A 23422-nucleotide genomic window follows, 5' to 3' on the forward strand; every position below is an offset into this window, starting at 1 on the left:
AGAGCTAACAACGACCCTTAGGGTCAATAAGGAATCGAGATAATGGCATTAAAAGATGCAAACTCCTCTGTACTTCTAGAAAACGTGGCTGCGATGATTAAAGACAAAGTTAGTGATGCACAAGCTGCATTAGTAACCTCTTTTACCCAAGTATTATACCGCGATATTTCAGAGTCAGACATTTCGGGCCGAAGTGATAGTGACCTTTATGGTGCTGCACTGAGTTTATGGGGCGCGTTAAATGAACGTAAGCCTTATGAGCAAGTAGTCAAAGTGTTTAACCCGGTATTATCCCAACATGGTTGGCAACCAACGCGCACTATTATTGAAATTGTGCACGAAGACATGCCATTTTTGGTTGACTCGATCAACATGGCGCTTAACCGTTTAGGCATAAGTTCACATTTAACCTTGCATCACCCTATGAGTGTGAGCCGTAACACTGATGGCAATGTTACGGCCATTTCACGCCTGACTAATGAGACTGCTGACACTGAAAATGTGACTATATTTTTATTAGAGGTTGACCGCTTAGAAGATCAAACGGCCTTAGACAACGTCAAAGAAAAATTAGAAAGTGTTTTAAATGAAGTAAGCCTGTCAGTGCATGACTGGGCGCCGATGCGTAAAAAACTTAAGCAAATTATTACTGAGTTACCGAATAAGCCATTTCCAGGTAATGAACAAGAGCTAGAAGAAACAACCAATTTTCTTAATTGGATCGCTGAAGGTAACTTCACCTTACTAGGTTATCGTTCATATGCGTTAAATGCGATTGAAGGCGATATTGAACTTGTGCCAGAGGGCGATACTAGCCTTGGTATGATGGCCAAAGACCATTTACATAAAACCCGCCGTTTATCTGAGTTTTCAGATGGTGCACGTCGTCAAGCCTTATCACCTCGTTTGATGCTGCTAACGAAAAGCAATCACGTTAGTTTGGTCCATCGTCCGACCAAAACCGATTATATTGGGATCAAGCGTTTTGATAAAGCGGGCCGAGTGATTGGTGAAGACCGTTTCATTGGTTTATACAGTTCAACTATTTATAATAATAGTGTGTTCCAAATTCCATACCTAGGTGACAAGTTACGCCGGATCATTGCTTCTTCAGATTACATGGCGGGCAGTCACGACCATAAAGCGCTACAAAATGTGCTTGAAACCTATCCACGTGATGAGCTGATTCAATCAAGTGAAAAACAGTTATTAGAAACCTCGATTGGGGTGCTTAATATTCAAGATCGCGACAGCGTAAAATTGTTTACCCGCGAAGATGACTTTGGTCGTTACTGTTCTTGTATTGTGTATGTTTCTAAAGACAGATATAACACGCGTTTGCGTCAAAAGTCGCAAGAAGTGTTAGCAAAACATTTCGGCAGCACTGAAGAAGTACAGTTTACGACTTACTTCTCTGAGTCTAATCTTGCTCGTACCCACTATATTGTCATGTTGAACGAGCAACAGAGAACGGAAATTGACGTGAAAGCTATTGAAAACGATCTTATTGAAGCAGCACGCTCATGGGATGATAAATTAGACAATGCCTTAATTGCTCATCATGGTGAAGCAAAGGCCAAATCGCTTAGCAACAAATATAATGCTGCATTCTCTAATAGCTATAAATCTGATGTGTTACCAGGTCTTGCTGTTGTCGATATTGCGAAACTTGAGTCACTAAGCGACGACAATAAACTGGGCATGATTTTCTATCGGGCGCAAGAAGAAGCGATTGGCAGCAAAAAAGTTAAACTAAAACTATTTAGTCTTGACGAGCCATTGTACTTGTCAGATGTATTACCAATGCTTGAAAACTTTGGTTTGCGCATTGTTGGTGAACGACCATACGAATTAACCTTCGCTAACGGTCACACTGCTTGGGTACTTGATTTCCAAATGCTGCACACGGGTAGCAATGAATTTGAGATCAATGAAATTCAGCAGACCTTCCAAGATGCCTTTGCCAATGTTTGGTTTAAGAAATTAGAAGATGATGGCTTTAACCGTCTGTTGTTGGCTTCTGGTCTTAGTGGTCGTCAAATTACTATTTTACGGATGTACGCGAAGTATATGCGTCAAATCGGCAGCACCTTCAACCAGTCTTACGTTGAAGAAACGATGTCACGCTATCCTGAAATTGCTAACTTATTGGTTGAACTATTTGTTCGTAAGTTCAACCCAGCAACTAAGTTTAACCAGAAGAAATTAGATGGTGTCGAGAAAAACATTATTGAACGTCTTGATCTGGTAGCAAATTTAGATGATGACCGAATTATTCGTCGTTACTTAGATTTAATCTTGGCCACGATCCGTACTAACTTCTATCAAACAGACGATAAGGGTGCGAGCAAAGAATACGTTTCATTTAAGGTTCGCCCAGAACTTATTCCTGAAATGCCACTGCCGTTACCTAAATTCGAAATTTTCGTTTATTCTCCACGTGTTGAAGGCGTGCACTTACGAGGCGGTAAAGTAGCCCGTGGTGGTTTACGTTGGTCTGATCGTCGTGAAGACTTTAGAACCGAAGTACTAGGTTTAGTGAAAGCACAGCAAGTTAAGAACACCGTTATCGTGCCTGTTGGCGCTAAAGGTGGCTTCGTTTGTAAGCAACTGCCGACTACTGGTGGCCGCGATGCATTCTTTAGCGAAGGCCAAGAATGTTACAAAACCTTCATTCGTGGTTTACTTGATATTACCGATAACATTGTTGAAGGCGACCTAGTGCCACCTGTTAACGTGGTACGTCATGATGAAGACGATCCGTATTTAGTTGTAGCTGCAGATAAAGGTACTGCAACCTTCTCTGATATCGCTAATGGCATTTCAGATGAATACAATTTCTGGATGGGTGACGCTTTTGCTTCTGGTGGCAGTGTTGGTTACGATCACAAGAAAATGGGCATCACTGCTCGTGGTGGCTGGGAGGCGGTTAAACGTCATTTCCGCGAAATGGGCGTTGACTGTCAAACCACTGATTTTACCTGTATAGCCGTTGGCGATATGGCGGGTGATGTATTTGGTAACGGCATGTTGCTGTCAAAGCACACGTGTTTACAAGTCGCTTTTAACCACATGCATATCTTTATTGACCCAACGCCAGACTCAGCAGCCACTTGGCCTGAACGTAAGCGTTTGTTTGATCTTCCACGTTCATCGTGGGACGACTACAATACTGATCTTATTTCTGCTGGTGGTGGTATTTTCTCTCGCAGTGCTAAGTCGATTGCATTGTCGCCAGAAATTAAAAAAATGTTAGGCACTAAAAAATCTAGCATGACCCCAAATGATTTAATTAAAGCCATTTTAATCATGAAAGTTGATTTGTTCTGGAACGGCGGCATCGGTACTTACATTAAATCAGCGCAAGAAACTCACGCTGAAGTTGGCGATCGTGCCAATGACAGTTTACGAATTAACGGCAGCCAATTACAGGCTAAAGTTGTTGGTGAGGGCGGTAACCTAGGTTGTACTCAGTTAGGTCGTATTGAGTATTGTACTAATGGCGGTCGTATTAATACTGACTTTATTGATAATGTTGGTGGTGTTGATTGTTCAGATAACGAAGTTAACATTAAAATCTTGCTTAATAGCTTAGTTGCTTCGGGTGATATGACGGTTAAACAGCGTAATGAACTGCTGTATTCAATGACCGATGAAGTTGGAACAATTGTAATTGATAACCATAATCGTCAGACACAATCTCTGTCTATTAGCCGCTTTGGCGGTGGTTCAATGCTTAAAGAGCAAATTCGCTTTATGCACGGCCTCGAAAAAGCGGGCAGCTTAGACCGCGCGTTAGAATTTTTACCGACCGAAGAAGACCTAGCCGAGCGTCAAGCTAATGGTAATGGCTTTACTCGTCCAGAATTAGCGGTATTACTTGCCTACGGTAAAATGGTGCTTAAAGAGCAGCTGTGTATTCCTGAAATTACCAGCAATCCTTACCACAGCCAACTGCTACAATCGGCGTTTCCTAAAGTGTTGCAAGAACGTTATGCAGCAGAAATGGAAAATCACCCATTACGTAGCGAAATTATCGCAACGCAACTGGCTAACCGTTTAGTTGATGATATGGGGCTTAACTTTGTGCACCGTATGATCGATGAAACAGGTTCAACGGTTGATGAAATTGCGCATTGTTACGCTATTGCTAGCAAAATATTTGATCTTGAAGCTATCTTCGTTGAAATTGATAGCTTAAATAACGTGATGTCTGCTGATTTGCAGATTAAAATGTTGTATCAAACACGTCGCACAGTACGCCGTGCCACACGTTGGTTCTTACGTAACCGCGATAGCTCAATGGGCATTGCTCAGACCATCGAATTTTATAAGCCAAAATTTGAACGTCTTGACTCTGCGTTGTTTGATCTAATGGTTAAAGAAGATGTTACTAGCGTTAAGGCTAGTATTACCGCCTTAACAGAGCAAGGCGTTCCTGCCTCTATCGCTCAATTCGTTGGTAAAGCTTCATCGATGTTCTCGTTAATGGATATCGCTCAGGTTGCTCACTCATCGGACAAGGATTTGTGTTTAGTTGCGCAAGTTTACTTCCAACTGGGCGCAGAAGTAGAATTACATTGGTTCTTAGATCAGATTTCTGCTCAACCAGTAGCTAACCATTGGCAAGCACTTGCTCGTGCTTCATTTAGAGAAGAACTCGATTGGCAACAACGTGTTTTAACTGAATGTGTACTTAAAGGCTGTGACGATACTTGTGAATCAGATGCAATTGTTGCCAAATGGCTTGAAAGTAATGCTAAGTTATTACAGCGTTGGGAAAGTATGCTAGCGGACTTTAAAGCGACAAAAACCCATGAGTTTGCTAAATTCTCGGTTGCATTACGAGAATTAAACCTCTTAAGTCATCATGCTTCCATAGTTGCTTAATATTTGTTGTATAATATTTTATAGTGATTAACTTAAAAACCTCGGCCAGTCCGAGGTTTTTTTTAACCTCAATCAGCTCAAGTCAATCGTAATCAATAATCGGAGTTTTAATGTTTTTTTCTTTGTCACAAAAATTGATGTTTCAATTAGATCCTGAACGCGCACACGAAATGGCCATTGCGGCATTTAAGCATACAGCTAATACGCCATTGCAATGTGCTTACGCCCAAACGATCAATAACAAAGCCGTTACTGTAATGGGCTTAGAGTTTAAAAACCCAGTGGGCTTAGCCGCGGGTTTAGACAAAAATGGTGAATGTGTTGATGCTTTTGATGCGATGGGTTTTGGGTTCGTTGAAGTTGGCACAGTGACGCCTCGTGCCCAATCAGGCAATGACAAACCTAGAATTTTCAGATTAAAAGAACAGCAAGCAATAATTAATCGTATGGGCTTCAACAATTACGGTGTTGACTACTTGGTTGATCAAGTTTCTCGGCGTAAATCACGCGGGATTTTAGGCATTAACATTGGCAAGAACATTGATACAGCCGTCGAAAATGGTAAAGATGATTATTTACTGTGCATGGACAAAGTTTATGATCACGCGTCTTATATCACGGTAAATATCTCTTCGCCAAATACGCCTGGTTTACGCAGCTTGCAATACGGCGAAGCGCTTGACGACTTATTGGCTTCTCTTAAAGAACGCCAAACAAAATTGTCTCAGCAATACAACAAAACCGTGCCATTACTGCTCAAAATTGCCCCAGATTTGACCGAGCAAGAAGTCGTACAAATTAGTGATAGCTTAGTTCGCTATGAAATTGACGGTGTCATTGCGACCAACACGACGTTAAGCCGTGAAGGTGTAGAGAATTCGACTTACGGCAATCAAGCTGGTGGCTTAAGTGGCCGACCGGTTGCAGAAAAATCAACCTTGGTCGTACGTACCTTAAGTCGTGAACTTAACGGTCGTTTACCAATTATTGGGGTAGGGGGTATCGACAGCGCTGCGCAAGCACAAGAGAAATTGTCTGCTGGTGCATCACTAATCCAAGTTTACACCGGCTTTATTTACAATGGACCCAAACTGATTAAAAACATAGTCGATAGCTTGTAAACTTGAACTTGAGCTTTATAGATTTTTTCGCGCATGGACGCGCGCTAATTACTGAGCATAGTTCGCTAAAACGTTACCTACAAAGCCCCGTTACCATTGTGCATCATATAAAGTAGATGTTGCATCAGAGATCCCCGCTGACGCCACTAACTATCGTTATTTTCGTCTCGAAAACACCTCTGCACCGCCCTGAACGAGCCCTCCATGCCAAAAGGTTAAAAATACGACTTAATCAACAGCTACCAATACCTCAGCAATCGTCTATAGTTAATCCACTGTTGCAGTGGTTTAAAACTTGCGAAAGAAAAATATTACTTCCAAACAGGATGGAATTGGGTTAAGTTGTCCAGTTAATTTGGCCTTAGCTATATGTTCGTGATCGAGCGTTATTAATAATTAACATGATGTTAATTATTAATATTTGTAATTTTAGCTATTTATTCCTACAGTTACACCAGTCGTTTAATATAGTGGCGCTTTTTGTACTTTTAATGTGGCGCTTAATATCGAAGTTAAGTTAAATAATAAGGTCTTAATGTGTTAATTAAACCCGGTAAAGATTGGCAATGGATATTTTGCCCTGACAAAGATCGCCTAACCTTGGATTTAGGTGCCGACATGGTTTTCGTTTCTGCTTTCTCTGCACGGGTGCTAGTCGCTGGTGCGCGCAAGCCACAATTTTTTTCTATTGAACAATCACAGAGCTTTTATCATTATATTGAACAGATCGAACAGCAACTATCGTTACCTGAAGAAATGGTCAATCATATTGCGCTCAATGCTATCGCTGCAAAAGATTTTTATAAAGCACTGACACCAAAAAGTTGGTTTTTTAATACCGCCACTAGTGTGTCAAGTGCCCAAGCCGGCAAAATTGTGTTGTTACAATCTCAATATGGCGGACGTCATTATCTGATTGTTGAAAGCAACACTAAAGCATCAACTTTATTGCTCATTGAACGATGCCATCAATTGGCCGAGGGCAAAAGCCTTGATCAGTTTGGTTTAATTAAGGTAATGAATGACCGTTTAATGCCTGTACAGCAAAGGAAAGCCGCTACTAGCTCCGCCGCTTAACACTTTTCGTTAAAATTTGACAAATCTTGAGCAACAAAGGCTGTAAATCTTGCACCCTGTGGCCTAATCTAGGATAATCTCGGCCTTTATACCTATCCAGAGACCACCATGCAAAAATTTTTTGCCGCTTGCCCTAAAGGGCTTGAATACCTCCTTGTTACCGAATTAGAGCAACTTGGCGCTACCGAGGTCCGCGAGTCACTTGCTGGTGTCCGTTTTAGTGCTGATATTGAACAAGCCTATCGGATTTGTCTGTGGTCACGTTTAGCCAGTCGTATTTTATTGTCGTTACACACCGACGAAGTCAATTCTGCGCAAGATATTTATGACGTAGTATATCGAGTTAACTGGCATGTATTTTTCAGTAATCGTAAATCGATTGCGGTTGAATTTAACGGCACCAATACCTTCATTAATAACACCCAATTTGGTGCTTTAAAAGTTAAAGATGCGATTGTTGATAAGTTTCGTGATAATGGCTTTGATCGTCCTAACGTTGACAAAAAAGGCGCGCAAATCCGCATTGAATGTCGAATGGTTAATAACAAATTAACCTTGGCGATAAACTTTTCAGGACGTTCGTTACAGCAACGTGGTTACCGAACGAACGCCGGTGAAGCGCCAATGCGTGAAAACTTAGCGGCCGCGGTATTATTGCGTAGTGGTTGGGATGTTTCGAAACCTTTGCTCGACCCTTTCTGTGGTAGTGGTACGTTAGTGATCGAAGCGGCGTTAATGGCCGCAAATATTGCACCATCATTAACCCGCACTAGCTTTGCCTTTGAAGAGCTAATGTCATTTAAACCAGATGCTTGGGCTGAGATCAAAGAGCAGGCCCAGCAAGCTGCTGATGAAGCTAAAGATCACAAGCAACTGTGTATTCGTGGTTCTGATTTTAATTCTAGTGTGCTGAACATTGCCCGCGATAATGCCCGTCGTGCTGGTGTTGGTCATTTGGTTTCTTTTGAAGTGGGTGACGCTACTGAGATTAGCCCACCATTTGGCAGCCAGAAAGGCCATATCGTTACTAACCCGCCATACGGTGAGCGTTTAGGCGAGCTTATTTCGCTTATATTTGTTTACCATCGTTTTGCTAAAGCCGTTAAGGCTAAGTTTACTGGCTGGCAGTTAAGTGTGTTTAGCTCATCAATTGAGTTATTAACCGCGATTCGTTTGGCACCTGATCATAAATACAAGCTATATAATGGTCAATTAGAGGCTTTGCTGTGTAATTACATGATTGGTGATGGTGAGTTACGCTCAGTATCTCGCCAATCAGAACCCTTTGCGAACAGAATTAAGAAAAATGATAAGTTGTTAGCCAAATGGGCTAAAAGTGAAGGCATTGACGCTTACCGTGTTTATGACGCTGATTTACCTGATTATAACTTAGCGATTGACCGTTATCAGGAGCAGTGGATCATTCAAGAATACGCCGCACCTAAATACATGGATCCAAGCAAAACCATGCGTCGTTTGATTGAAGCATTTATTGTTCTCGATTACGTGTTTGACATTGATCCTAAGAATATTAAATACAAGGTACGTGAAGTTCAAAAAGGCGAAAATCAATACGAAAAGCTTAATGAGTCGGCCAACAAGTTCGTAATAAACGAATATAACGCTAAGTTTTTGGTCAATACCACTGATTACTTAGATAATGGCTTGTTCTTGGATCATCGCTTGACCCGTAAGAAAATTCAAACACTGGCCAAAGATACCGACTTCCTTAATTTGTTTTGTTATACCGCGTCGGCGTCAGTGCATGCCGCGCTAGGTGATGCTATTTCAACCACCAGTGTTGATATGTCTAAAACTTACCTTAATTGGGGTAAAGAAAACTTTAGACTAAATGGCTTAACTGGACCAGAGCATCAGTTTATCCAAATGGATGTACTGACTTGGCTAGCTTATTGTCAATCGAGTTATGACTTGATCTTTATTGATCCTCCCACGTTCTCGAACTCGAAACGCATGGCGCAAACACTAGATATTAATCGTGATTACATTCAGTTGCTGAAAAACCTTAAGCGAATTTTACGTCCTGACGGCTTAATTATTTTCTCAAATAATTCACGCCAGTTTAAAATGGATATCGAGCAACTCGAACGATGTGGATTTTCGGTCAAAGATATCAGCGCCGAGACGATTCCTCGTGACTTTAAAGGTAATCAAAAAATTCATAACTGCTGGGAAGTCACGCACAAATGAAGCAATTGACCTTGTATAGCACCGATGGTTGTCACTTATGTGATGAAGCAATGATGTTGCTTGACCAAATCGGCGCTATTTACCAGGTACAAGATATTATTGATGATGCCAGTTTGGTTGAAAAATACGGGATAAAAATTCCTGTGTTAGCAAAGCCAACTGGTGATGAATTAGATTGGCCATTTGACGTGGCCGCACTTACGCAATTTATGGAACAATAAAGATGTTAATACGTTTAACCAATGCGCAACTAGCTTTTGGCGATCATGTAATTCTTGACCATGCTGATTTTCAAATTAATGCTGGCGAACGCGTGTGTTTGGTCGGTAAAAATGGTACCGGTAAATCAACGTTAATGAAGATTATTGCCAAGCAAATGGAGGTTGATGGCGGTGAATTAAATTACAATTCAGGTATTGTGGTCGCACGTTTAGAGCAAGATCCGCCAGAGAAAGATCAACAGACCGTATTCGACTTTGTTGCATCTGGCATCGCCAGCGTTGGTCAATTGCTTAAAGATTACCACCATATTCTGCACGAACTCGAAACAGACTACAGCGACGCTGTCATGAAAAGACTTGAGCGTGTTCAAGCTGATATGGATCACAGCAATGCGTGGTCATTTGAAGACAGAATCACTAAAGTTTTAACCCAGTTATCGTTACCTGCAGAAAAAAGCTTAAGTGAATTATCGGGTGGTTGGTTACGTAAAGCAGCGTTGGCTAAAGCTTTAGTTCAAGACCCAGACGTATTATTACTTGATGAGCCCACCAACCACCTTGACCTTAATGCGATTGCTTGGCTTGAAAAAGTTCTGCTAGATTTTAATGGTTCAATTGTATTTATCAGTCACGACAGAGCATTTATTCGTGCGATGGCAACCCGAGTTATTGATTTAGACCGCGGAAAATTAAGCTCATGGCCTGGTACTTACAATGAATATATAATCGCCAAAGAAGAAGCTTTGCGCGTTGAAGCGGATCAAAACGCATTGTTTGACAAACGTCTTGCGCTAGAAGAAGTGTGGATCCGTCAAGGTGTTAAGGCCAGACGTACTCGTAACGAAGGCCGAGTTCGCGCCCTAGAACAATTACGCCGTGACCGTTCTGACCGCCGTGAAGTGGTCGGAAAAGCTAATATGTCGCTTGCAAGCACCAGTAAATCAGGCAAATTGGTCTTTGAAATTAATGATCTTGGCTACGGGTTTGAAAACAAACTTATCGTTAAAGATTTCTCAAACCAAGTTATGCGTGGTGACAGAATTGCGCTAGTTGGACCCAACGGTTGTGGTAAGTCGACCGTGCTTAAGCTAATGCTTGGGCAACTTGAAGCGCAGCACGGTGAAGTTAAATGTGGTACCAAGTTAGAGGTGGCCTATTTTGACCAGCATCGTACGGGCTTAGATCTTGACAAAACAGTGCAAGAAAATGTCGGCGATGGCAAAGATGATGTGATGCACAATGGCCGTGAACGTCATGTATTAGGTTACTTACAAGATTTCTTGTTTTCACCTAAACGTGCTCGTACTCCGGTTCGTGCGCTATCTGGTGGTGAAAAGAATCGTTTATTATTAGCTAAGTTGTTTTTAAAGCCTAATAACTTGCTTATTCTCGATGAGCCAACCAACGATCTAGACATTGAAACGCTAGAACTGTTGGAATCACTGGTTCATGACTACAAAGGTACCTTGTTATTGGTTAGTCACGATCGTGAATTTATCAATAACACCGTGACTGCGAGTTGGTGGTTTGGTGCTAATGGTCAGATAGACCCATACGTTGGTGGTTTTGACGATGCAATGGCCCAAGGCGCCAGTTTGTATGATCCTGAAGCCAAGAAGCCAAAAGAAGCGGCTGTGGTAGAAAAAGCTGCTCCAGTGGCCGTTGTTGCAGAAAAGCCTAAGAAATTAAGTTTTAAACTGCAACGCGAGTTAGACGAATTGCCGGCTAAAATGGAAAAAATGGAACAATCGATTGAGTCACTGCAAGCAACCGTAAGTGACGCTGATTTCTTTAGCAAGCCTAACGATCAAACTCAGCCAGTTTATCAGCAGCTAAGTGAGCAGGAAGCTCAACTTGAGCAGTTGATTGAACGCTGGGAAGAACTTGAATCGATGATTGATTAAGTTATATTCTGGTCGTGCGATCTTTTAGTAAAAAATAGCCGAAAGTTTAATTGAGCAGGATCAATTGCTTATAAAACGCACAATTAAATTGGTTATTTTTTGCTTGATCCTAGGCTCAAGATCCTTTAGAAATTAGATGTCGTTACTTAAAAAAAATGACATCTTGCTAAATCAAAGAGGAAATCTTGATGAATAGACAGAAAAGAGATCGTAGCACTAGAGCGTATAGCAAAGGCCATAAAGCTGGTACCTATGGCCATAGTAAAGACAGTTGTCCCTATAATACCACTGAACAGCGACAGGTCTGGTTAGGTGGTTGGCGCGAAGGTTGCGAAGAAGCCGCTGCAGGATTTATGGTCAGATAATCAAGGAGCAATCCAACAGATTTAGTAAAGCACTGCCCTTGGCAGTGCTTTTTTATTGTTACAACAAAAACAGTCAGTTAACCGCAACGTTAGCCTTTTAAGTATTTGGCGTGGAAATCCAAATGATCTTCTATAAAGCTCGAGATAAAGAAGTAGCTATGGTTATAACCTTGATGCTGACGAATGTCGCACGGGAATTTAGCAGCCTCGGTCGCCGCAATAAAGTTGTCGAGTAGTAACTCTTCAGCTAAAAACTGATCGTCTAGCCCTTGGTCGATCAACATCGGAATAGTGCCTGTGGCATTTGCGACCAATTCACAACTATCGTACTGTTTCCAAGCTGGCAGGTAATCACCCAGGTAATTGAAAAAGGCCTTTTGACCCCAAGGAGTTTCAATTGGGTTGGTTATTGGGCTAAACGCAGAAACACTGCAATAGCTCGTGATATTACGCAGTGCCACGACCAAGGCTCCGTGCCCACCCATTGAATGACCAAAGATAGATTTTTTCGCTGTAACCGGTAAATGCTGTTCAATCAATTTTGGTAATTCACTAACCACATAATCATACATGTTGAAATGCTGACTCCATGGCTTTTCAGTCGCGTTGACATAAAAGCCAGCACCTTGACCAAAGGCATAATCATCTTCTAAATCATCGGGCACATCTTCACCGCGTGGGCTGGTGTCGGGCATGATAAGCGCTATACCATGCTTAGCGGCAAAACGTTGAGCGCCAGCTTTAACCGAAAAGTTTTCGTCGGTACAGGTTAACCCCGATAAAAAATATAATGCCGGTACTTTATTGTCAGCACTTGCTCCTGGTGGTAAGTACACTGAAAAGGTCATTAAGCAGTTATTAACGCTTGATTGATGCTGGTACTGAATGTGCTGTCCGCCAAATAGCGTTTGGCTAGACAATTGGGTAATGGCTGTCATGTGGGTCACTGTTATTTCACAAAACGGTAGTTTAACAAAATATGCAGCGACGGTTTTGTTTTTTTTATCGCAAGTGTGCCACAACCTTCGAGTTGTGCATTGTTTGAGCGAATAAGTTCGCTTGCCTACTTTAGCGTGCGCTTTGCTTGGCTGTGTCGTGGTTTTATTGGTGGTAATTTGTTATGATTTCGGCATTATTTTCCAATGAATTTAGCCCCTTGACCAGTCAAAAGAACCCAGAGCAAACCACTGATCTTGCTGTTACTCCACAGCAAATTAATATTCTTGTTAAGCAGAGCAAGCAGTGTATGTTGCTTGACGGCATAAAATTGCGCGCTCGCTTACGTGGGCTTGTCAAAATTAAGCAGCCAACGCGTAAGGCTGCAACCTATCAAAAGATATCAGCAGATCTAGAAAGGGCGATGGCACGCCTACAGCGCCGTAAAAACACTGTGCCAGCGTTAAATTTTCCGCCGCAGTTGCCTGTCACCCAGCTTAAAGACGACATCGCTAAGGCGATATCACTGCATCAGGTTGTGATAGTTGCTGGTGAAACTGGCTCAGGTAAAACAACCCAGCTACCTAAAATCTGTTTAGAGCTCGGCCGTGGGATCAGTGGCTTGATAGGTCATACTCAGCCACGTCGTTTAGCGGCTCGCAGTGTTGCTGACCGCATCGCCAGTGAAATGAATACCGAGTTGGGACAAGCGGTAGGTTTTAGGGTTCGTTTTGCGGATAAGTTAAATGAAAATAGCTTAATAAAATTAATGACCGACGGTATTTTGTTGGCCGAGATTGCACACGATCCATTACTTAATCGGTATGACACAATTATTATCGATGAAGCGCATGAGCGCAGTTTAAATATCGATTTTTTATTAGGTTACCTCAAGCGCCTGTTGCCTAAGCGTCCAGATTTGAAGATTATTATTACGTCGGCCACCATTGATACGCAGCGTTTCTCGAGCCACTTTAATAACGCCCCAGTTATCGAAGTGAGCGGACGAACCTTTCCGGTTGAAGTAAGGTATCATCTTGACGAACACAACCAAGATAAAGACCAACTGCAATCAATATTTGATGCGGTCGATGAGCTGTGCGCTGAAGGTCCTGGTGACATTTTAATTTTTATGAATGGTGAGCGAGAAATTCGCGATACCAGTGATGCACTGTCTAAACGTAACTTACGTGACACTGAAATTTTACCTTTGTACGCGCGTTTGAGTTATACCGAGCAAGCGAAAATATTTAAACTAGGGCGCGGGCGACGGATTATATTGGCGACCAATGTCGCAGAAACATCATTGACTGTGCCGGGCATCCGTTATGTTATCGATCCCGGTACCGCGCGGATTAGTCGCTACAGTTACCGGACCAAAGTGCAACGCTTGCCGATTGAGCCTGTATCACAAGCGAGTGCAAATCAGCGGATGGGCCGTTGTGGTCGTGTTGCTGATGGTATTTGTATTCGCCTGTACAGTGAAAGTGATTTTGATACGCGAGTTGCATTTACCGATCCCGAAATTTTAAGAACCAATTTAGCGTCAGTTATTCTACAGATGGTGTCTTTAGGCTTAGGAGAGATCGAGGCCTTTCCATTCGTACAGCCACCTGATAGCCGTAATATAAAAGATGGCATTAGTTTGCTCGAAGAAATTGGCGCGTTAGCGAAAGACAAAACCCGTGATGGTCGCGAACTTCAATTGTCAGAGATTGGCAGTCAAATTGCAGCGTTACCTATTGATCCGCGCTTGGCCAGAATGGTGATTGAAGCCAAAGGCAACGGGTCATTAGTGCAGTTGCTGGTGATAACATCGGCTTTAAGTATTCAAGATCCCCGCGAGCGCCCACTGGACTATCAACAAAAATCAAGCCTGTGCCATCAACGTTTTCTCGACAAAGAATCTGACTTTATCGCGTTTTTAAACTTGTGGAATTACATCAAGGAACGCCAAGTCGAATTGTCCAATAGCCAATTTCGAAAAATGTGTCGCGATGAGTTTTTGTCCTACATGCGAATTCGAGAATGGCAAGATTTGTACGCGCAACTAGAGCAGGTTTTAACCGAACGCGGCATTGCCGTGGTTGGTGGCGAAGCCGACTGGGACAATGTTCATCAAGCTATTTTGTCCGGATTGTTGAGCCATATTGGTTTTAAAGATCAAAATAATGAATTTACTGGTGCGCGTAACTCGAAGTTTTTCGTTTTCCCCGGTTCTGCATTGGCCAAAAAGTCACCTAAATGGGTGATGGTGTCTGAGCTTGTCGAAACCTCACGTTTATTTGGGCGGGTTGCCGCTAAAATTGATCCATTGTGGATTGAACCGCTAGCCGAACATTTGGTTAAGCGCAATTACAGTGAACCGCATTTTGAGAAAAAACGTGGGCAAGTGGTTGGCTTTGAACAAGTGTCATTATTTGGCCTAATTATCGTTGCTAAACGTAAGATTAATTACGAACTGATAAATAGGGTAGAAGCCCGCGAGATATTTATTCGCCAAGGGTTGGTCGAAGGTCAGTTGAGCTTAAAAGATAAATTTTATCGCCATAACTTGCAATTAGTCGAGCAAGTCGAAGAGCTTGAGCATAAATCTCGACGTCGAGACATCTTAGTCGATGAAGAAACACTCTATGCGTTTTATGATGACAAGCTGCCAGAACATATTTGCAGTGAAAAGCAGTTAACGAGTTGGTGGAAAAAAACCATCCAACAAACTCCCGACTTACTTAACTTTGAGCTTGAGCAACTGACCCGCGATGGCGCGGGCACAGTCAGTGACAACGACTTTCCCGATCGATGGAACCAAGGCAACCTGACCTTTAAACTGAGCTATAACTTTGAGCCGGGCGCTGTTGATGATGGGGTTAGCGTTCATATTCCGATTGAATTATTAAATCAGGTAACCGCCGACGATTTTGATTGGTTAGTCACGGGCCTACGCCGTGAAAAAGTAATTGCATTAATTAAGTCGTTACCAAAATCAATACGACGTAACTTTGTGCCTGCGCCTAATTATGCCGATGCTTGCCTTGACGCGATGCCGATGATGCAAGACAGCTTAATTAATGCCATGAGCAAACAGTTACTGCGGATGTCGGGTATTAGAATTGACGCCCAAAGTTGGGATTTGGGGCAATTGACCGCTCATTTACTGATTAATTTTAAAATTGAGCAACAGCAAGGTCGCAACAATGACCAATTAATTGAGCAAGGGCGTAATTTGACGGCGCTACAACAAAAACTCAGTGGTAAAGTGCAACAATCGCTGGTCAATGTTGCCGAAACAGGGATTGAAAAGCAGGGCTTAATTGAATGGGATTTTGGAAATTTACCCGCGAGCTACACCCGTAAACGTGGCCAATTCGAAGTTAAAGCTTATCCTGCTTTGGTTGCGGCTAAAGCCAGCGTCGAAATTAAACTGTTCGATAACTTAGCGCTTGCACAAGAACACAACCGGATTGGTTTACGTCAACTTATCTTGTTAAATGTGCCGTCGCCAGTGGCTCATATGCAGCGCACTTTACCCAATAAGGCAAAGCTAGGGCTCTATTATCATAGTTTTGGTCAAGTAAATCTGTTAATCGACGACATTATCGCTGCCGCCGTTGATACCATCATTGGTCAGCATAAAATGGAAGTATCGCAAGCCGAGCAGTTTAGTCAATTACGCGATATTGTGCGCACAGAACTGGCCGATACCGTGGTTGAAATTGCCCAGCAAGTTGAGCAGTGTTTAAGCTTGGTTAATGGCATCAATAAGAAACTAAAAGGGCGGGTCTCGCTGGATATGGTGATGGCTCATGGCGACATTAAATCGCAGCTAGCTGGTTTAATCTTTAAAGGCTTTGTTGCGGCCAATGGCAGTGATAAATTGAGTGATATTGCGCGTTACCTTAAAGCCATTGAACGCCGGCTTGAGAAGTTACCTGTTGACACTAACCGCGACCGATTAGCCCAGATAAGCATTGAGAACGTTGCTAAACCTTATCAACAATTGGTCACGCAACTGGGTAAAGTACCTGTTATTCCTGCTGAGTTAACGTTTATTCGCTGGATGATTGAAGAACTGCGTGTGTCATTGTTTGCTCAAACCCTTGGCACAAAATTTGCCATTTCAGAAAAGCGGATCAAACAAAAATTAGCTGACTATAAAGTTAGCTAAGGATAAAACTAAACAGCCACGCCAATTAAGCGTGGCTGTTTGGTTTTATTGTGGCCATTAATGTCTAGCGTACTCAATGTTTTTACTTACTAATTTAACCATGGCATGATTAAACTTCAGCAGTAAAGCAACCCAACCAATTTATCATAAGTGAGAGAAGATGAAATCAACGACTGCCAACATGGCAGCGGCATTGTTATGTCTAACAGCGGCTTTGCCACTGACAGCCAAACCCGTTGCCGTGACCGATATAATGCATTTATCGCGCATTCACTCTGCCGCAGTTTCACCCAATGGTGACTTATTAGTTTACGGGATTGCAGTTAACAGCGATTTGGAGAAATCGTCAAATCTATATCTTAAAGATTTGAACCAGCCACAACAACCAGCCATGCAGTTAACCTCAAGTCAAAGTATCGAGCATGACGTTGTGTGGTCAGCTGACAGTAAATCGATATATTTCATTGCCGAGCGTCCAGTCAGCTCCCAAGCGAGTGCACGAGTTAGTGAACAAGTTTGGCGGCTAAATTTAGCCGGCGGCGAAGCGATGCCAATTACCCAATTAGGCCTGCCGGTGTTAGGACTAAAATTGTCTCCAGACAACAGTAAAATTGCGTTATCACTGCCTGCTTTTTCTGGCTGTCAAAATCTTGAATGCAATATCAGTCGTTACACCGCTAACTTTCAGCAGAAGCAACAATCAGCTGACTCTACCAATGACTGGCTCATTAGAACCAATAATCGGTGGCAAGACTTAAGCTCTCGCCATATATATGTTGGCGACCTAGCGGCAGGCAAAGTGAGTCACTTAGTTGACATCGCAGCGCCCGAGGCAGGTGCAGCTGACCTGACATTGGCGGGACTAGACGATTTTAGCTTTAGCGCAGATGGACAATCTATTGTTTATGCAGCTAAGGTCGCGCAAGCGACGTCAAACAACTACGATTTATGGCAGCTACCACTGTCGTCTGGCCCTGCGATAAACCTAACGCCAACCAATATTGGCACAGATCTACAGCCGATATTTTCAAGTGATGGTCGTTTTATGGCTTATTTAGCGCAAGACTATCAAGGGAACGGCACCCAGAACCGCTCTATTATTTTGGTTGATTTAATAACAACCAAAGCTAAAGAACTGGCACCACTGTGGGATCGCTCAGCAACCAGTATTGCCTTTGCAGCCGACAGTCGAAACATTTATGTCACGGCTAATGATATGGGCCAGCATGGCGTTTTTGTCGTCAACAGCCAATTTGGCGACATTAAGCGACTTTATAGCGAGGGGAATTCGCAAGTTATTGGTCTTAGTCATGACAACCTTGTGATTGACCATAGCAGTTTGAATCACCCGCGTGAATTATTTTTACTTAATCGAGCTGGCGGGAATTTGCAGCCTGTCTCGGCTGTTAACCAAGCGAAGCTTAACCAGCTTAGCTTTGGTGAGTTCTCTCAGTTTTCGTACCGCGGCTGGAATGACGAGTTGGTTTATGGCTATTGGATTAAACCTAGCAATTACCAGCAAGGTAAAAAATATCCAATGGTGGTATTGGTTAATCATAATTCTGATCGGCCATTAAATAGATTTTCAGCACAAGGCCAGCCACAAATTTGGGCTGGCGCAGGTTATGGTGTAGTGACTATCGACTTGCACGGCGCCGTTGGTTATGGCCATAAATTTGCTGATTCAACTGTTGAAGATTGGGGCGGTAAACCATTAGAAGATTTACAAAAAGGCTTAGCCGCTGTGGTTAAGCAACAACCCTGGTTAGATAACGAAAAAACGTGCGCCATCGGCTCTGGCTTAGGTGGATATTTAGTTAACTGGATTGCAGGGCAGTGGCCGGATCAATTTGACTGTTTAGTGAATCATGGCGGCATTTTTGATTTGCGAATGCACTATCAACTGACTTCTCAGGTGTGGCATGTCCAGCGTCAATTTGGCGGTAGCTATAATGAGGTGCCAGATAATTACCAAAACTACAATCCGGCCAACTTTACCAGTAACTGGACCACACCTATTATTTTTAGTCATGGCGGCCACGATCCTATTATTTCACCAGCACAAAGTACGGCAGGTTTTAATGCCCTGAAACGCAATAACGTCGCAACCAAATTAATGGTATTTCCGCAAGAAAGTCAGCAAGTAACCGCTACCAATAACCTGTCAGCTTGGTATCAGCAGGTATTTGCTTGGGTAGCACAATACACCCAACCTAATGTGGCTAAATAACGCGCATAAAGTTTCATGGCTTACCACATGAGTTGCGTAAGCCCTGTTTTAAACATCAGCTTGATAATCGTATGCTATTCAGACCACTGGTAAAAAAAAATATGTTACTATTGCAATCTGTCAATGTTAATTGGTCTGGCATGCTGATTGGGTGATTTAAATGTTAGACAAATAGCTGTTTATTATAAGATCGTCCATTTTATATGCGTTCTAAAAACAAGATCGCTTGACAGATAATGCCAACAGGTTATATTTAAAACATTCGTTTAATAAAGGGCTCATTTAGGGTGCAAAAAATAGACACAAAAACAAAAATTCTTAATGCCGCAGAACAATTGTTTGCTGAGCGCGGTTATGCTGATACCTCATTGCGTTTAATCACCAGTCAAGCCGAAGTTAACTTGGCGTCTGTTAATTATCATTTTGGATCTAAAAAAGAACTTATTCAGGCGGTACTGGCGCGATATTTAGATGTATTTACGCCCAAACTTACCGTAGCGATTGAAGAATTAAATGGACGTGAAGCTAAATATAATCAAACAGATGTATTTAATAGTTTAATGGAACCATTATTAGAACTTAATGCTTTTCGCCACCGTGGAACCACAATTTTCTTGCAATTATTAGGTCGCGGTTATGTCGAAACTCAAGGCCACTTACGTTGGTTTATGACAACCCATTACGGTGACATAATGGGTGCGTTTAATGCCGCTGTGCAGCAAGCTAATCCTCATTTGTCGAAAGCTGAAGTGTTTTGGCGCTTACACTTTACGCTTGGCAGCGTAGTGTTTACGATGGCATCGAGTAATGCGTTGTCCGATATCGCAAAGTCTGATTTCAATCAGGATGTTGATATCGAAAATTTGATTAAACGTTTAATTCCATTCATCTCTGCTGGTGTTAGCGCGCCAGAATAAGCGCTCGAACATGTCCTTAACCTTGGATTTAGAGTCAAGCGAACGGTCAGGGTCTATAAGAAAAACCCTGACCGTCCAACACATTCAACAACATCGTTGAACACTATTTGTTGTCGTTAATTATGCCTACCAATTTATTTGAACGTTATCAACAATTCATCAATCAACCGAACGGGGTTGTCGATCCGGCGCAATTAGCGGCGGTTGCATTACTGTCTGACCTTGCGACTAAGCTCAATGCTGGGCCAAGCAAAGCTGTAACAGGCATATATTTATGGGGCGATGTTGGCCGTGGCAAAACATTTCTAATGGATTTGTTTTATGACAGCATTACCGATCAGCCTAAGTTGCGCTTGCACTTCCATCATTTTATGGCGCGAATGCATCGTGAACTTAATCTCGAGTCGGGCCATAGCGAACCGCTAAGACGTATTGCCCAACGCTTATCTACTCAATGCCGGGTTTTATGTTTCGATGAGTTTTTTGTCTCAGACATTGGCGATGCGATGATCTTAGGCCGACTGTTTGAAGCGCTATTCGATTGTGGCGTTACCTTGGTTGCCACATCAAATATCCCAATTGAGAACTTATATCAAGGTGGTTTGCAACGTCAGCGGTTCGAGCCAACCATTGAGTTGTTACATCAAAACACGATTAGCTGTCACTTAAATGGCGATCATGACCACCGCTTGCGACACTTAACTTATCAGCAAACCTATTTTGAACTTGATCATCAACGCGCGCAGGTTAAATTCAATGAACTGTTTAAGCAAATAAATCACCAGGGTGATTCAGTTAATGATGCCTTAACTATTTTAGGTCGTAGTATCAAGGTGATCCGAAAGAGTGAAACTGTGGTGTGGTTACATTTTGACGCTATCTGTAATGGCCCGCGCAGTGCGCTCGATTATATCGAACTAGCGCGCCAGTTTACAACGATATTGATTAGTGAGGTGCCGATCTTAGGGGGGCAATGTCGATCTTGGATCCGAGCTCGAGGTACTGAAGACGGCAGCGAAGCAACGGCGACCGGTGAGCGACAATTGAGTTACGCCGGTCAAGACGATCCTGCCCGGCGATTTATCAGCTTGGTTGACGAACTGTACGATCAAAACGTCCAGCTCTATTTAAGTGCTGATGTTCCACTTAACCAACTCTACAGTGGTGGCGCCTTAAGCTTTGAGTTTAGGCGAACCTTAAGCCGGCTAACAGAAATGCAATCGTTACAATATCTTGAACGTAAACCGGCCATAACATCTATCACCAAGCTAGCCGTAACTCCGAGTTGCTTGGCCAAGAGTTAAGACTAATACCTCAAGATGCTAATACCTTAAGATGCTTATACCTTAAGAGTTTAATAAACTGATAAAGAATGACATTTCTTGTGCTTTTTCATGTAGATGACTAAAACGACCCGACGCACCGCCATGCCCGGTCTTCATATCGGTCTTAAACACCAACATATTGTCATCTGTTTTGTATTCGCGTAATTTGGCGACCCATTTCATCGGTTCAAAGTACTGTACCTGTGAGTCATGCAAACCTGTGGTGACTAATAGGTGAGGGTAGTTTTGTGCCGTGATATTGTCGTAGGGTGAATAGCTCAGCATGTAATCGTAATAGACTTTGTCATTAGGATTACCCCACTCGTCATATTCATTGGTGGTCAGTGGAATTGTTTCATCGAGCATAGTCGTTACTATGTCTAAAAACGGTACATGAATGCCAACACCTAGGTATAACTCGGGCGCCAGATTGACCACCGTACCCATCAGCAATCCACCGGCGCTGCCACCGCTGGCAAAAATCTTGTCGCGTGCACCATAACCTTGGTCAGCTAAGTAGTGGGTGACGTCGATAAAATCATTAAACGAGTTTTGTTTATTAAGTTTTTTGCCATCTTCATACCAGCTACGGCCTAACATTTCACCGCCGCGCACGTGAGCAATAACATAAACAAAGCCACGATCTAATAAACTTAAGGTCTGACTGCAGAAGCTCGGATCTACAGTTAACCCGTAAGCACCATAGCCATATTGTAACAGCGGGTTGGTACCATCTTGTTTGAACATGTCCAGGCGATACACTAACGACACCGGAATGCTAACACCATCACGCGCCGTGATATGTAATCGTTCTGCTTGATAGTTTTTAGCGTCAAAATCGCCAACAACTTGGTTTTGTTTTAACAAGGTTCTATTTGTTGTGGCTAAATCAAACTGATAAACAGAACCAGGGGTGGTTAAACTCGAGTAGTATATTCTGACATTATCGCTTTGCGGTTCAGGGTTATCACCAAGACAGGCATAATAACATGGGTCGTCAAAGACCAGTGTTTGAGTGCCATTGTGCTGATTATGGATCACAAACCGAATTTGGCCTTGCTCACGCTCAGTAACAACCAAATAATTATCGAACAGTTCAACATGTTCAAGCAATACTTCGCTACGATGCCCGATCACCTCTTGCCACTTTTCACGCTCAAAGATATCTTCGCTACTGGCTTTCATTAACCTAAAGTTAGGTGCTTGCCAATTAGTGACGATATAAAACCACTGCCCAAGCTTATCAACTTGATATTCGTGCTGCTCATGAAAATCAATCAGACTTAAAAACTCGCCGCTGGGATCATTGGCATCGAGCACTAGCGTGTCAGTTTCTTCGGTTGCATCAAGACTAATAAATAATAGCGATTGGTCGCGGCTTTTACCCAAACTTAAATAGAAGCTAGGATCTTCCTCCTCAAACACTAATACGTCATCACTTTGATTAGTGCCTAAGTAATGTCTAAAAACTTGACTGCCGAGCAAGGTTTCGGGGTCTTTTTTGACATAAAACACGGTCTTGTTGTCATTAGCCCACATTAACTGACCTTCAGTTTGCTCAAGCACGTCATCTAATAACTGCTCGGTATTAAGGTCTTTAATATAAATGGTATAAATACGGCGGCCTTGGGTATCTTGGCTATAACTCATCAACTGGTCATTGGGACTTATCGAACAGTCACCGAGCTCATAATAATCATGCCCAGATGCACACCGATTAATATCTAATAACAACTGTTTATTGTCACCAAGATTGTCAGTTGCGCGATAAAAGCAGTGATATTCGTCATCGCCTTTAATTTCACTGTGGTACCAATAATCACCATCTTTGGTTGGCAAACTGTTGTCGTCTTTGACTATTCTAGATTTTAATTCATCAAATAGTTGTTGTTGCAGCGCTGCTTGTGGTTGAAGCACGTTGTGGCAAAATTCATTTTCGGCAGTCAAATGAGCAATCACCTGTGGATCTTGGCGTTGGTCATCGCGCATCCAATAATAATTGTCAATTCGGCTATCTTGATGCTGGTCTAATTGATGCGGTATTTTTGGTGCAACGGGCG

General features: G+C 42.6%; 12 protein-coding genes and 1 pseudogene. 11 read left to right on the forward strand and 2 right to left on the reverse strand.

Annotation, left to right across the window (positions count from 1 at the left end; genetic code table 11):
• The first annotated feature begins 42 nt into the window (after positions 1–42).
• From HRU23_14980 to rmf, 7 genes are all read left to right on the forward strand, one after another.
• Positions 43–4890: an NAD-glutamate dehydrogenase gene (locus HRU23_14980; protein ID NRA55445.1), complete on the forward strand. Its 4848-nt coding sequence runs from the start codon at positions 43–45 to the stop codon at positions 4888–4890.
• A gap of 110 nt (positions 4891–5000) precedes the next feature.
• Complete coding sequence (gene pyrD / locus HRU23_14985; GenBank protein ID NRA55446.1) at positions 5001–6011, forward strand: quinone-dependent dihydroorotate dehydrogenase; 1011 nt, start codon at positions 5001–5003, stop codon at positions 6009–6011.
• A gap of 537 nt (positions 6012–6548) precedes the next feature.
• Positions 6549–7088, forward strand: a complete 540-nt coding sequence (locus tag HRU23_14990; GenBank protein ID NRA55447.1) for a cell division protein ZapC — start codon at positions 6549–6551, stop codon at positions 7086–7088.
• A gap of 108 nt (positions 7089–7196) precedes the next feature.
• Entirely contained in the window at positions 7197–9299 is a 2103-nt protein-coding gene (rlmKL, locus tag HRU23_14995; protein ID NRA55448.1) for a bifunctional 23S rRNA (guanine(2069)-N(7))-methyltransferase RlmK/23S rRNA (guanine(2445)-N(2))-methyltransferase RlmL, read from the forward strand.
• A complete protein-coding gene (locus HRU23_15000; GenBank protein ID NRA55449.1) occupies positions 9296–9520 on the forward strand; it encodes a glutaredoxin family protein in 225 nt (74 codons plus the stop codon). The genes rlmKL and HRU23_15000 overlap by 4 nt, the downstream gene beginning before the upstream one ends.
• Positions 9521–9522: 2 nt before the next feature.
• On the forward strand, positions 9523–11424 hold the full coding sequence (locus tag HRU23_15005; GenBank protein ID NRA55450.1) for an ABC transporter ATP-binding protein: 1902 nt from the start codon (positions 9523–9525) through the stop codon (positions 11422–11424).
• A 188-nt stretch (positions 11425–11612) separates the two neighbouring features.
• Entirely contained in the window at positions 11613–11789 is a 177-nt protein-coding gene (gene rmf, locus HRU23_15010) for a ribosome modulation factor (GenBank protein ID NRA55451.1), read from the forward strand.
• 89 nt (positions 11790–11878) lie between these two features.
• Here the strand turns inward: rmf and fghA are convergent, their stop codons facing one another.
• A complete protein-coding gene (fghA, locus tag HRU23_15015; GenBank protein NRA55452.1) occupies positions 11879–12727 on the reverse strand; it encodes an S-formylglutathione hydrolase in 849 nt (282 codons plus the stop codon).
• 308 nt (positions 12728–13035) lie between these two features.
• On the opposite strand from fghA, the gene hrpA reads away from it, so the two are divergent.
• The 4 genes from hrpA (at position 13036) to HRU23_15035 (ending at position 21341) form a co-directional block, all read left to right on the forward strand.
• A complete protein-coding gene (hrpA, locus tag HRU23_15020; GenBank protein NRA55453.1) occupies positions 13036–16890 on the forward strand; it encodes an ATP-dependent RNA helicase HrpA in 3855 nt (1284 codons plus the stop codon).
• 160 nt (positions 16891–17050) lie between these two features.
• The gene (locus HRU23_15025) at positions 17051–19120 is read left to right on the forward strand and encodes a S9 family peptidase (GenBank protein NRA55454.1); all 2070 of its coding nucleotides are present in this window, start codon (positions 17051–17053) and stop codon (positions 19118–19120) included.
• A gap of 269 nt (positions 19121–19389) precedes the next feature.
• Positions 19390–20037 carry a TetR/AcrR family transcriptional regulator gene (locus HRU23_15030; protein NRA55455.1) on the forward strand — a complete coding sequence of 216 codons (648 nt, stop codon included), beginning with the start codon at positions 19390–19392 and terminating at the stop codon, positions 20035–20037.
• A gap of 122 nt (positions 20038–20159) precedes the next feature.
• Positions 20160–21341 carry a cell division protein ZapE gene (locus HRU23_15035; GenBank protein ID NRA55456.1) on the forward strand — a complete coding sequence of 394 codons (1182 nt, stop codon included), beginning with the start codon at positions 20160–20162 and terminating at the stop codon, positions 21339–21341.
• Between the two features lie 42 nt (positions 21342–21383).
• Here HRU23_15035 and HRU23_15040 read toward each other — a convergent pair.
• Positions 21384–23375 (reverse strand): annotated as a pseudogene (locus tag HRU23_15040) (S9 family peptidase).
• Between the last annotated feature and the right edge of the window lie 47 nt (positions 23376–23422).

The sequence above is a fragment of the Gammaproteobacteria bacterium genome (assembly GCA_013214945.1).
Lineage (GTDB): Bacteria > Pseudomonadota > Gammaproteobacteria > Enterobacterales > Psychrobiaceae > Psychrobium.

Coding starts and splice junctions, on each gene's coding strand:
- HRU23_14980 (NRA55445.1), top strand. CDS start 43: ATGGCATTAAAAGATGCAAACTCCTCTGTACTTCTAGAAAACGTGGCT.
- pyrD (NRA55446.1), top strand. CDS start 5,001: ATGTTTTTTTCTTTGTCACAAAAATTGATGTTTCAATTAGATCCTGAA.
- rlmKL (NRA55448.1), top strand. CDS start 7,197: ATGCAAAAATTTTTTGCCGCTTGCCCTAAAGGGCTTGAATACCTCCTT.
- HRU23_15000 (NRA55449.1), top strand. CDS start 9,296: ATGAAGCAATTGACCTTGTATAGCACCGATGGTTGTCACTTATGTGAT.
- HRU23_15005 (NRA55450.1), top strand. CDS start 9,523: ATGTTAATACGTTTAACCAATGCGCAACTAGCTTTTGGCGATCATGTA.
- rmf (NRA55451.1), top strand. CDS start 11,613: ATGAATAGACAGAAAAGAGATCGTAGCACTAGAGCGTATAGCAAAGGC.
- fghA (NRA55452.1), bottom strand. CDS start 12,727: ATGACAGCCATTACCCAATTGTCTAGCCAAACGCTATTTGGCGGACAG.
- hrpA (NRA55453.1), top strand. CDS start 13,036: ATGTTGCTTGACGGCATAAAATTGCGCGCTCGCTTACGTGGGCTTGTC.
- HRU23_15025 (NRA55454.1), top strand. CDS start 17,051: ATGAAATCAACGACTGCCAACATGGCAGCGGCATTGTTATGTCTAACA.
- HRU23_15035 (NRA55456.1), top strand. CDS start 20,160: ATGCCTACCAATTTATTTGAACGTTATCAACAATTCATCAATCAACCG.